This window comes from Arthrobacter sp. P1_D4, from assembly GCF_056406115.1.
This window is the reverse complement of the sequence record NZ_JBFUAU010000009.1, coordinates 79705-92438: the sequence shown is the minus strand read 5'-3', so window position 1 is coordinate 92438 and position 12734 is coordinate 79705. Positions and strand designations below refer to the sequence as shown.

Annotated in this window: 6 protein-coding genes; 1 reads left to right on the top strand and 5 read right to left on the bottom strand. The window is 63.6% G+C overall.

Annotated elements, in window-relative coordinates; all coding sequences use genetic code 11:
- Nucleotides 1–40 precede the first annotated feature (40 nt).
- The 5 genes from fusA to rpoB form a co-directional block, all read right to left on the bottom strand.
- Entirely contained in the window at nucleotides 41–2155 is a 2115-nt protein-coding gene (gene fusA / locus AC1D0A_RS10505) for an elongation factor G (protein ID WP_028275119.1), read from the bottom strand.
- 73 nt (nucleotides 2156–2228) lie between these two features.
- The gene (gene rpsG, locus AC1D0A_RS10500) at nucleotides 2229–2699 is read right to left on the bottom strand and encodes a 30S ribosomal protein S7 (RefSeq protein WP_011692813.1); all 471 of its coding nucleotides are present in this window, start codon (nucleotides 2697–2699) and stop codon (nucleotides 2229–2231) included.
- Nucleotide 2700: 1 nt separating this feature from the next.
- A complete protein-coding gene (gene rpsL, locus AC1D0A_RS10495) occupies nucleotides 2701–3075 on the bottom strand; it encodes a 30S ribosomal protein S12 (protein WP_018773658.1) in 375 nt (124 codons plus the stop codon).
- 398 nt (nucleotides 3076–3473) lie between these two features.
- On the bottom strand, nucleotides 3474–7373 hold the full coding sequence (locus AC1D0A_RS10490) for a DNA-directed RNA polymerase subunit beta' (protein ID WP_476945749.1): 3900 nt from the start codon (nucleotides 7371–7373) through the stop codon (nucleotides 3474–3476).
- A 105-nt stretch (nucleotides 7374–7478) separates the two neighbouring features.
- Nucleotides 7479–10994, bottom strand: a complete 3516-nt coding sequence (gene rpoB / locus AC1D0A_RS10485; RefSeq protein ID WP_028275121.1) for a DNA-directed RNA polymerase subunit beta — start codon at nucleotides 10992–10994, stop codon at nucleotides 7479–7481.
- Between the two features lie 464 nt (nucleotides 10995–11458).
- Here rpoB and AC1D0A_RS10480 point away from each other — a divergent pair, with 464 nt between their 5' ends.
- Nucleotides 11459–12658: an acetyl-CoA C-acetyltransferase gene (locus AC1D0A_RS10480; RefSeq protein ID WP_243181088.1), complete on the top strand. Its 1200-nt coding sequence runs from the start codon at nucleotides 11459–11461 to the stop codon at nucleotides 12656–12658.
- The last annotated feature ends 76 nt before the right edge of the window (nucleotides 12659–12734 follow it).

The following is a 12734-nucleotide window of genomic DNA, read 5'->3' as shown; positions in this document are numbered from 1 at the left end:
ACGCACCCGAGTTTCTTGTTGCTGCGAGGCGTCCTGGGGACTACTCGCCGCGGTTCTTCTGGATGATCTCGTCGGCGACTGCCTTCGGGACCTCGGCGTAGCTGTTGAACGTCATGGAGTACACAGCGCGGCCCTGGGTCTTCGAGCGCAGGTCACCGATGTAGCCGAACATGCCGGACAGCGGGACGTGTGCGCGAATAACCTTGACGCCCTGGGCATCTTCCATGGACTGCATCTGGCCACGGCGGGAGTTGAGGTCACCGATAACTTCACCCATGTATTCCTCAGGGGTGCGGACCTCGACATCCATCAGCGGTTCGAGCAGGACAGGGTTCGCCTTGCGTGCGGCTTCCTTGAAAGCCATACGGCCGGCGATCTTGAACGCCATTTCCGAGGAGTCAACATCGTGGTAAGCGCCGTCAATCAGCGTCGCCTTGATGCCGACAACCGGGTAACCGGCCAGGACGCCGTCGTTAAGCGCGTCCTGGATGCCGGCGTCGACCGACGGGATGTACTCGCGCGGAACGCGGCCACCGGTGACCTTGTTCTCGAACTCGTACAGCTCGCCACCTGAGGTGTCCAGCGGCTCGATCGCGATCTGGATCTTTGCGAACTGGCCGGAACCACCGGTCTGCTTCTTGTGCGTGTAGTCGTGACGCTCTACAGCACGCTTGATGGTTTCGCGGTAAGCAACCTGCGGCTTGCCAACGTTTGCCTCGACCTTGAATTCGCGGCGCATGCGGTCCACCAGGATGTCCAGGTGGAGCTCGCCCATGCCGGCGATGATGGTCTGGCCGGTGTCCTCGTTGAGGGAGACCTGGAAGGTCGGGTCCTCAGCGGAGAGCTTCTGGATGGCCGTGGAGAGCTTCTCCTGGTCACCCTTCGTGTTCGGCTCGATCGCAACCGAGATCACGGGCTCCGGGAAGCTCATGGACTCGAGGACAATCTGGTTGGCCGGATCGCACAGGGTGTCGCCCGTGGTGGTGTCCTTGAGGCCGATCGCTGCGTAGATGTGGCCGGCGGTAGCGCCGTCGACGGGCATTTCCTTGTTGGCATGCATCTGGAACAGCTTGCCGATGCGCTCCTTCTTGCCCTTGGTGGAGTTGACCACCTGCGAGCCTGCTTCCACGTGACCGGAGTACACGCGGACGAAGGTCAGCTGGCCGAAGAAGGGGTGCGCGGCGATCTTGAACGCCAGTGCGGAGAAGGGCTCTTCAGAGGAGGGCTTACGGGTAAGCTCCTTCTCTTCGTCGCGGGGATCGTGACCGATCATCGGCGGGACGTCGAGCGGGTTCGGCAGGTAGTCCACCACAGCGTCGAGCATGGGCTGGACGCCGCGGTTCTTGAATGCAGAACCACAGAAGACCGGGTAGATCTCAGAGTTGATCGTCATCTTGCGGATGCCGGCCTTGAGCTCATCGATGCTGATCTCTTCGCCCTCAAGGTACTTCTCCATGAGTTCCTCGGAGGACTCGGCAACGGTCTCAATGAGCGTTGCGCGGTACTCTTCGGCCTTCGCCTGGAGGTCAGCAGGGATCTCGCGGATCTCGTACTTGGCACCCATGGTGACGTCACCCTTGGCGTCGCCGGGCCAGACCAGCGAACGCATGTAGAGGAGGTCGACGACGCCGATGAAGTCGTTCTCGGCGCCGATCGGCAGCTGCATGACGAGCGGCTTGGCACCGAGACGGCTGATGATGGTGTCGACGGTGAAGTAGAAGTCAGCGCCGAGCTTGTCCATCTTGTTGACGAAGCAGATGCGCGGAACGTTGTACTTGTCAGCCTGGCGCCAAACAGTCTCGGACTGCGGCTCCACGCCTTCCTTGCCGTCGAACACGGCGACTGCGCCGTCGAGGACGCGCAGGGAGCGCTCAACCTCGACCGTGAAGTCAACGTGGCCGGGGGTGTCGATGATGTTGATCTGGTTGTTTTCCCAGAAGCAGGTCACGGCGGCAGACGTGATGGTGATGCCGCGTTCCTTTTCCTGTTCCATCCAGTCAGTCGTCGAAGCGCCGTCGTGCGTTTCGCCGATCTTGTGGTTCACACCCGTGTAGAACAGGATGCGCTCGGTAGTAGTGGTCTTGCCGGCATCGATGTGGGCCATGATGCCGATATTGCGGACCTTGCTAAGGTCGGTAAGCACGTCCTGTGCCACGGTGTCTCCCTTTCGGATGGACTGCACGTTCGCCGCCCGGGGCGTGGGGCCGGGGGGSGGCGTCCGGGAAGTATTACCAGCGGTAGTGTGCGAAGGCCTTGTTGGACTCGGCCATCTTGTGGGTGTCTTCGCGACGCTTCACAGCGGCACCGAGACCGTTCGAGGCATCCAGGATTTCGTTCTGGAGGCGCTCGGTCATGGTCTTTTCGCGGCGGGCCTTGGAGTAGCCAACCAGCCAGCGGAGGGCGAGGGCCGTGGAACGGCCCGGCTTGACCTCAACGGGAACCTGGTACGTGGCGCCACCAACACGGCGGGAGCGGACCTCAAGCGAAGGCTTGACGTTCTCCATGGCCTTCTTGAGGGCTGCAACGGGGTCGCCGCCGGACTTGGCGCGAGCACCCTCGAGGGCACCGTAAACGATGCGCTCTGCGGTGGACTTCTTGCCGTCAACCAGCACCTTGTTGATGAGCTGGGTGACCAGCGGGGAGCCGTAAACGGGATCTAGAACTAGCGGCCGCTTGGGGGCCGGACCCTTGCGAGGCATATTACTTCTTCTCCATCTTTGCGCCGTAGCGGCTGCGAGCCTGCTTACGGTTCTTGACACCCTGGGTATCGAGGGCGCCACGGACGATCTTGTAGCGGACACCCGGAAGGTCCTTCACGCGGCCGCCGCGGACGAGCACAATGGAGTGCTCCTGCAGGTTGTGGCCCACACCGGGGATGTATGCGGTGACTTCAATGCCGCCGTTGAGGCGCACGCGAGCAACCTTACGCAGAGCCGAGTTCGGCTTCTTCGGGGTCGTCGTGTAAACGCGGGTGCAAACACCGCGGCGCATCGGGCTGCCGTTAAGCGCGGGAGCCTTGGTCTTTTTGACCTTAGGCGTGCGGCCCTTGCGGACCAGCTGGTTAATCGTAGGCACTCTCGTGTTCTCCGTTTTATCCGGAGCGGCCGTTGGCGGCCGCTCTCTTGTCGCTGCGCCTCGCCGCCCGAGCTTTGAAGTTCTCTCCAGAGCAGCTGAGGCGAAGCCTTAATAGTCGGACCGCACGCCGGGGTCCAAGGACTTTCGACCCGAACTGCCCCTAGGCATGCGAAAATGTGGCATACGTTGCACAAGAACCCTGCAAACCGGAAACGTCGTCCTGGTTGAATCTTTCAGCTGCAAGCTGTCTGACTCAAACCGGCGCACTCATCCACTGCCACAATAACAATTAGTCTCAAGTCTAACACGGACGGGTCCCAGCCCTTAATCGGCGGGGCTTACCACTGGAAAGGCCCCGCCCCCACCGAGGTGGGAACGGGGCCTGTCAGTCACTCAGCTCAGCGGAAGTCGCTGCCGAGATCGTAGTCATCCAGCGGGATGGCGTGGAACTCGGGAGCTCCGTCGCCGCCCAGCGAGTCGTAGGAGAAGTCACTGAATGCGCTGGGGCCGGTGAACAGGTTGGCCTTTGCTTCTTCAGTGGGTTCCACGGTGACCTCGGTGTAGCGCGGGAGACCCGTGCCGGCCGGGATGAGCTTACCGATGATGACGTTTTCCTTGAGGCCGAGCAGCGGATCGCTCTTGCCTTCCATGGCCGCCTGCGTCAGGACGCGGGTGGTCTCCTGGAAGGAAGCTGCGGACAGCCAGGACTCGGTCGCCAGGGACGCCTTGGTGATGCCCATGAGCTCGGGACGGCCGGATGCCGGCGTCTTGCCCTCGGACACAACGCGGCGGTTGGCCTCTTCGAAACGGCTGCGTTCGGCGAGCTCGCCGGGCAGCAGATCCGATTCGCCGGACTCGATGACCGTGACGCGGCGCAGCATCTGGCGGACGATAACCTCGACGTGCTTGTCGTGGATACCGATGCCCTGGCTGCGGTACACGCCCTGGACTTCGTCCACCAGGAACTTCTGCGCGGCACGGGGACCCATGATGCGCAGCACCTGCTTGGGGTCGACCGGGCCGTTGATGAGCTTCTGGCCGACGCTGACGTGATCGCCGTCTTCGATGAGAAGACGTGAACGGCGCAGCACCGGGTAAGCGATCTCTTCAGATCCGTCATCCGGGGTGATGACCAGGCGCATCTGGCGCTCGGACTCTTCGATGGTGATGCGGCCGGCTGCTTCAGCAATCGGTGCGACACCCTTCGGAGTACGGGCTTCGAAGAGCTCCTGGATACGGGGCAGACCCTGGGTGATGTCGTCGCCACCGCTGGCGGAAACAGCACCACCGGTGTGGAACGTACGCATGGTCAGCTGGGTACCCGGCTCACCGATGGACTGCGCGGCAATAATGCCCACGGCCTCACCGATGTCGACGGTCTTGCCAGTGGCCAGCGAACGGCCGTAGCACAGGGCGCAGGTGCCGACGCTGGACTCACAGGTGAGTACGGAGCGGACCTTGACCTCGGTGATGCCGGCTGCGAACAGTTCGGCAATGACGACGTCGCCGCAGTCGGTGCCGGCAGCTGCCAGGACCTTGCCCTTGGAGTCGACGACGTCGACTGCCAGGGTGCGGGCGTAGGCGCTGTTCTCGACGTTCTCGTCCAGGACGAGGACGCCGTTGGCGTCGGCCACCGCGATGGCCGTCATCAGGCCGCGCTCGGTACCGCAGTCCTCTTCGCGGACGATGACGTCCTGCGACACGTCCACCAGACGACGGGTCAGGTAACCCGAGTTGGCGGTACGCAGGGCGGTGTCAGCCAGACCCTTACGGGCACCGTGCGTGGCGATGAAGTATTCCAGCACCGAGAGGCCCTCGCGGTAGGAGGACTTGATCGGACGCGGGATGATTTCACCCTTAGGGTTGGCAACCAGGCCACGGATACCCGCGATCTGACGGACCTGCATCCAGTTACCACGTGCGCCCGAGGACACCATGCGGTTGATCGTGTTCATCGGGGACAGGCTGTCACGCATCGCCTGGGCGATCTCGTTCGTTGCCTTGTTCCAGATCTCGATCAGTTCCTGGCGACGCTCGTCGTCGTCGATCAGGCCCTTGTCGTACTGGCCCTGGATCTTGGCGGCCATGGTCTCGTAACCGGCGAGGATCCGCGGCTTGTCCGTGGGCACCTCGATGTCGGAGATGGCAACGGTCACGCCGGAGCGGGTGGCCCAGTAGAAACCGGCATCCTTCAGGTTGTCCAGCGTTGCCGCCGTGATCACCTTCGGGTAGCGCTCGGCGAGGTCGTTGACGATCGTGGACAGCTCGCCCTTGTCGGCAACGTTCTCAACCCACGGGTAGTCCGCGGGCAGCGTCTGGTTGAAGATGACCTGGCCGAGGGAGGTCTCGACCAGTGTGGTCTGACCGGGCTCCCAGCCCTCCGGGGCTTCCCAGCCGGCGTAGGGCACGAAGCCCTCGAGCCGGATCCTGACCTTGGAGTTCAGGTGCAGCTCGTGAAGGTCGTAGGCCATGATGGCTTCCGCGACCGAGGAGAAGATCCGGCCTTCGCCAGCTGAACCGACACGCTTGGTGGTCAGGTGGTAGAGACCGATGATCATATCCTGCGACGGCAGGGTCACCGGGCGGCCGTCAGACGGCTTCAGGATGTTGTTCGAGGAGAGCATCAGGATGCGGGCCTCGGCCTGGGCTTCGGGGCTCAGCGGCAGGTGGACTGCCATCTGGTCGCCGTCGAAGTCGGCGTTGAACGCGCCACAAACCAGCGGGTGCAGCTGGATTGCCTTGCCTTCAACAAGCTGCGGCTCGAACGCCTGGATGCCGAGACGGTGCAGGGTAGGTGCACGGTTCAGCAGCACGGGGTGCTCGGTGATGATCTCTTCGAGGACGTCCCAGACCTGCGGACGGTAACGCTCCACCATGCGCTTGGCCGACTTGATGTTCTGGGCGTGGTTGAGGTCCACCAGGCGCTTCATCACGAACGGCTTGAAGAGCTCCAAGGCCATCTGCTTGGGCAGACCACACTGGTGCAGCTTCAGCTGCGGGCCGACGACGATGACCGAACGGCCGGAGTAGTCGACGCGCTTGCCGAGGAGGTTCTGGCGGAAACGGCCCTGCTTGCCCTTGAGCATGTCGCTCAGGGACTTCAGCGGACGGTTGCCCGGTCCGGTGACCGGACGGCCGCGGCGGCCGTTGTCGAAGAGGCTGTCAACAGCTTCCTGAAGCATGCGCTTCTCGTTGTTGACGATGATCTCCGGAGCACCGAGGTCAAGCAGGCGCTTGAGGCGGTTGTTGCGGTTGATCACGCGGCGGTAGAGGTCGTTGAGGTCGGAGGTCGCGAAGCGGCCACCGTCCAGCTGGACCATCGGGCGCAGTTCCGGCGGGATCACCGGGACGGCGTCCAGCACCATGCCGAGCGGGCTGTTGTTGGTCGTCAGGAACGCGTTGACCACCTTGAGCCGCTTCAGGGCGCGGGTCTTGCGCTGGCCCTTGCCGTTGGCGATGATGTCGCGCAGCATGTCCGACTCGGCCTGCATGTCGAAGTTCTCAAGACGCTTCTTGATGGCCTCGGCACCCATGGAGCCTTCGAAGTACATGCCGTAGCGGTCGCGCAGTTCACGGTACAGGCCTTCGTCACCTTCGAGGTCTGCGACCTTGAGGTTCTTGAAGCGGTCCCAGACCTGCTCGAGGCGCTCGATTTCGGCGTCGGCACGCTTGCGGACGTTCGCCATCTGGCGGTCAGCGGAGTCGCGGGCCTTCTTCTTGTCGGCAGCCTTCGCGCCTTCGCCTTCGAGACGGGCAAGCTCGTTCTCAAGGTCGCGGGCGATCGTGGCGATGTCCGAGTCGCGGTTGTCGATCAGCTGCTTCTTCTCGATGTCGTGCTCAACCTGGAGGTTGGGCAGTTCTTCGTGGCGGCTGTCGGCGTCGACGCTCGTGATCATGTAGGCGGCGAAGTAGATGACCTTTTCGAGGTCCTTCGGTGCCAGGTCAAGGAGGTAGCCCAGGCGGGAGGGAACACCCTTGAAGTACCAGATGTGCGTGACCGGGGCGGCGAGCTCGATGTGGCCCATGCGCTCACGGCGGACCTTGGCACGGGTGACCTCAACGCCACACCGCTCGCAGATGATGCCCTTGAAGCGCACGCGCTTGTACTTGCCGCAGTAGCATTCCCAGTCGCGGGACGGGCCGAAGATCTTCTCGCAGAAGAGGCCGTCCTTCTCAGGCTTGAGCGTGCGGTAGTTGATGGTTTCCGGCTTCTTAACCTCGCCGTACGACCAGCCACGGATGTCTTCCGCGGTGGCGAGGCCGATCTGCATGAGGCCGAAGGAGGATTCGCTGGACATATGGTCCCTGTTCTCTCTTGTTCTCTAAATTCTGAAGTCTTGGGTTACGGGAAGAGGGAGGTGGCTTACGACGGCGAGTGCGAACCCGCCGTCGTAAACCCCCTGCTAAACCTCTTCTACGGAACTGGGCTCTGCACGAGACAGATCGATGCCCAGTTCTTCCGCAGCCGTGAAGACTGCGTCATCAGAGTCACGCATTTCAATTGTGGTTCCGTCCGTGGAAAGCACTTCCACGTTCAGGCACAGCGACTGCATTTCCTTGATCAAGACCTTGAAGGACTCAGGAACGCCCGGCTCGGGGATGTTCTCGCCCTTGACGATGGCTTCGTAGACCTTCACACGACCGTGGATATCATCCGACTTGATCGTCAGCAGTTCCTGGAGCGTGTACGCGGCGCCGTAAGCCTCGAGCGCCCACACTTCCATTTCACCGAAGCGCTGGCCACCGAACTGTGCCTTACCACCCAGCGGCTGCTGCGTGATCATGGAGTACGGGCCGGTGGAGCGGGCGTGGATCTTGTCGTCCACCAGGTGGTGGAGCTTCAGGATGTACATGTAGCCGACCGAGATCGGATCCGGGAACGGCTCGCCGGAGCGGCCGTCGAACAGACGGGTCTTGCCGGAGGAGTTGATCAGGCGGTCGCCGTCGCGGGTGACGTTGGTGGAATCGAGCAGGCCCGTGATTTCCTCTTCACGCGCACCGTCGAAGACCGGCGTCGCCACAGTGGTCTGGCCACTCTCGCGCGGCAGGTTCGGCAGCTGCTTGACCCACTCGGGCTCGCCCTCGATCTTCCAGCCGGTCTTGGCAACCCAGCCGAGGTGCGTTTCCAGCACCTGGCCGACGTTCATGCGGCCCGGAACACCCAGCGGGTTCAGGACGATATCAACGGGGGTGCCGTCGGCAAGGAAGGGCATGTCCTCGATCGGAAGGATCTTGGAGATAACACCCTTGTTGCCGTGGCGGCCGGCGAGCTTGTCGCCGTCGGTGATCTTGCGCTTGGCAGCGACGTAGACGCGCACCAGCTGGTTGACGCCCGGGGGCAGCTCGTCGTCGTTGTCGCGGTCGAAGACGCGGACACCGATCACGGTGCCGGACTCGCCGTGCGGCACCTTCAGGGAGGTGTCGCGCACTTCGCGGGACTTCTCACCGAAGATGGCGCGCAGCAGGCGCTCTTCCGGGGTCAGCTCGGTCTCGCCCTTGGGGGTGACCTTACCGACCAGGATGTCGCCGGCCTCAACCTCGGCACCGATGTGGATGATGCCGCGCTCGTCCAGGCCTGCCAGGACTTCCTCAGACACGTTCGGGATGTCACGGGTGATTTCCTCGGCACCAAGCTTGGTGTCGCGGGCATCGATCTCGTGCTCCTCGATGTGGATCGAGGACAGGACATCCTCGGCCACGATGCGCTGGGACAGGATGATGGCATCCTCGAAGTTGTGGCCTTCCCATGACATGAATGCCACGAGCAGGTTCTTACCGAGGGCGAGCTCGCCCTGGTCCGTTGCCGGGCCGTCAGCGATGATGCCGCCGACCTCCAGGCGCTGGCCTTCGCTTACCAGGACACGGTGGTTGTAGCAGTTGCCCTGGTTGGAACGGGCGAACTTGTTGATGCGGTAGTTGGTTTCCGTACCGTCGTCGTTGAGCATGATGACCAGCTCAGCGGAGACCTCGGTAACCACACCGGCCTTCTTGGCGATGACAACGTCGCCGGCGTCGACGGCTGCGGCGCGCTCCATGCCGGTACCGACGAACGGTGCCTCGGAACGGACCAGTGGCACGGCCTGGCGCTGCATGTTGGCACCCATGAGTGCACGGTTGGCATCGTCATGCTCGAGGAACGGGATCAGGGCGGTAGCCACGGACACCATCTGGCGCGGGGAAACGTCCATGAACTCGACGTCGGCGGCGGGAACCAGCACAGGCTCGCCTCCACCACCGCGGGCACGGACCAGGACGGTCTCTTCCGCGAAACGCTTGTTCTCGTCGAGCGGTGCGTTGGCCTGTGCGATCAGGACCTCGGCTTCGTCGTCGGCCGTGAGGTACTTGACCTCATCGGAGACGACACCCTCGGCGACAAGGCGGTACGGGGTTTCGATGAAACCGAACGGGTTGATGCGTCCGTAGGAAGCCAGCGAACCGATCAGACCAATGTTCGGGCCTTCAGGAGTTTCGATGGGGCACATACGTCCGTAGTGGGACGGGTGCACGTCACGAACTTCCATGCCGGCACGGTCACGGGACAGACCACCCGGGCCAAGCGCGGACAGGCGGCGCTTGTGGGTCAGACCCGAGAGCGGGTTGTTCTGGTCCATGAACTGGGACAGCTGGGAAGTTCCGAAGAACTCCTTGATGGCTGCCACGACGGGACGGATGTTGATCAGGGTCTGCGGCGTGATGGCCTCGACGTCCTGGGTCGTCATGCGTTCGCGGACGACGCGCTCCATGCGGGACAGGCCGGTGCGGACCTGGTTCTCGATGAGCTCGCCGACGGCGCGGATGCGGCGGTTGCCGAAGTGGTCGATGTCATCGATCTCGACGCGGAGCTCGTGGTCCTGGCCGTCGCGCTTGCCCATGAGGGTCTTCTCACCGGCGTGCAGCGCAACCAGGAACTTGATCATGGCCACGATGTCTTCAACGTGCAGGACCGAAGCTTCCTTGTCGCCAAGGGAGCGGTCGATGCCAAGCTTGCGGTTGATCTTGTAACGGCCGACCTTGGCCAGATCGTAGCGCTTGGAGTTGAAGTACAGGTTGTCCAGCAGGGACTGGGCAGCCTCAACCGTGGGCGGCTCGCCCGGTCGCAGCTTCCGGTAGATGTCCAGCAACGCGTCTTCGCGGGTCTCGGTGGCGTCCTTCTCCAGCGTGGCGCGCATGGAGTCGTACTGGCCGAATTCCTCGAGGATCTGGCCTTCGGTCCAGCCGAGGGCCTTCAGCAGCACGGTGACGGACTGCTTGCGCTTGCGGTCAAGACGGACGCCGACCTGGTCGCGCTTGTCGATTTCAAGCTCGAACCAGGCGCCGCGGGAGGGGATGATCTTCGCGGTGAAGATGTCCTTGTCGCTGGTCTTGTCGGCGGTGCGCTCAAAGTAGGCGCCCGGCGAGCGGACCAGCTGGGAGACGACGACACGCTCGGTGCCGTTGACGACGAAGGTGCCCTTCTCGGTCATCAGCGGGAAGTCACCCATGAACACGGTCTGCTGCTTGATTTCGCCCGTGTTGTTGTTCATGAACTCGGCCTTGACGTACAGCGGAGCCGAGTACGTTGCGTCCCGGTCCTTGCACTCAGCCATGGTGTATTTGGGGTCAGCGAACTCCGGCTCGGAGAAGCTCAGGGACATGGTGCCCTGGAAGTCTTCGATCGGGGAGATCTCTTCGAAGATGTCGGACAGACCCGAGGAGGTGGCGACGCTGAGGTCGCCTTCTTCGACGGCCTTCGCAACGCGCGCCTGCCAGCGTTCGTTCCCGACCAGCCAGTCAAAGCTGTCGGTTTGCAGGGCGAGCAGATTCGGAACATCAAGGGGTTCGTGAATCTTTGCGAATGAGAGCCGGCGGGTTGCACCGTCGGTGCTGTCGGCATTGATAGCGGTAGCGTTGTTTACATTAGAGGTGCTCGAGGCGACCAAGAGGGATCCTTCCACAGACCTTCAGGCGTTGTCAGATCTCCCCCGTTATGCACTCTGCAGAATGACTCCGCAGCGCTACCAGTCCGGTTCCGCTATATGACCCGGGACCCGCGCTGTCCATAGCTGGTGCACGTGGTAGACGGCACATTGATGGAACAGCTGTCAGGCTAAGCCCACCGCTATATGAAGGCTGAAGGTAAACAGGGAAGACGCAAATATCTACGATACGGCAAAGCAACCTACTTGTCTACCCCACTTCCGGCGGGATTGCAAGCACGAAGTTTGGCGGAATTTTCCCTGACTCCTGGCGGAGCCATTCGCAAGCTGCCCCGGGCAGCGCCCGGGGTGAGCGGGTCAGCGGCCGGGACCGTGGCCCGGACCGGGCCGGATCGGGGGCCGAATGGATAGGTGACGGGGCTCACGATAACGTAGACATAAGTCGAAGTAGATCGGAAGAAAACACCATGAGCAATCCTGCAGACAACAACGATGTTGTCATTCTCGCCGCAGCCCGCACCCCCCAGGGGCGCCTGAACGGGCAGCTGGCCAGCTTCACCGCCGTCGAGCTCGGCACCCACGCCATCCGCGCGGCCCTGGCCGCGAGCGGCGTCAAGGCCGACCAGGTGGACAGCGTGATCATCGGCCAGGTCCTGCAGGCCGGAGCGGGCCAGAACCCTGCGCGCCAGAGCGCCATCGGCGCCGGCATCGGCTGGAACGTGCCGACGGTGACCATCAACAAGGTCTGCCTCTCGGGCCTCACCGCCGTGATCGACGCCGCCCGGATGATCCGCAGCGGGGACGCCACGGTGGTGGTCGCCGGCGGCCAGGAGTCCATGACCCGCGCACCTCACGTGCTGCCCGGTTCCCGGCAGGGCTGGGCGTACGGCACGGTCCAGGCCCTGGACGTGGCCGCGCACGACGGCCTGACCGACGCCTTCGACGGACAGTCCATGGGACTGTCGACCGAGAGCAAGAACCTGACCCTCGGCATTGACCGGGCCTCCCAGGACGAGGTGGCGGCCCAGTCGCACCAGCGTGCCGCCCGGGCCGCGAAGGACGGCGTCTTCGACGGCGAGATCGCCCCGATGAGCGTCAAGCAGCGCAAGGGCGATCCGATCGCCGTCACCTCCGACGAGGGCATCCGGCCCGACACGACCGTCGAATCGCTGGCCGGTCTGCGCGCGGCGTTCGTCACGGACGGAACCATCACCGCCGGCAACTCCTCTCCCCTGTCCGACGGCGCTGCCGCCCTGGTGCTGAGCAGCCGGAAGTTCGCCGAGGACAACGGTCTCGAGTACCTGGCGGTGGTCGGCAAGCCGGGCCAGGTCGCGGGGCCGGACAACTCGCTGCATTCCCAGCCGTCGAACGCCATCAAGAACGCCCTGGACAAAGCCGGCTGGTCCGCCGCGGACCTCGACTTCATCGAAATCAACGAGGCTTTCGGTTCTGTCGCGGTGCAGTCCCTGAAGGATCTCAACTATCCGCTGGAGCAGTGCAACATCCACGGCGGGGCCATCGCCCTGGGCCACCCGATCGGGGCCTCGGGGGCCCGGCTGGCCCTGCACGCGGCCCACGAACTCAAGCGCCGGGGTGCCGGTAAGGCGGCCGTGTCCCTGTGCGGCGGCGGCGGCCAGGGCGAAGCGCTGCTGCTGTACCGCGACTAAATCCGGTAACCGGCGGGCGGGGCGGGCCCGGACCACTGGGCGGCCGGGCGGACCGGGCGCCGCCGACAGGAGTCAG

Bases quoted from the DNA above. Each gene is read 5' to 3' on its own strand.
- rpsG (WP_011692813.1), bottom strand. From the start codon at position 2,699: ATGCCTCGCAAGGGTCCGGCCCCCAAGCGGCCGCTAGTTCTAGATCCC.
- AC1D0A_RS10480 (WP_243181088.1), top strand. From the start codon at position 11,459: ATGAGCAATCCTGCAGACAACAACGATGTTGTCATTCTCGCCGCAGCC.
- AC1D0A_RS10490 (WP_476945749.1), bottom strand. From the start codon at position 7,373: ATGTCCAGCGAATCCTCCTTCGGCCTCATGCAGATCGGCCTCGCCACC.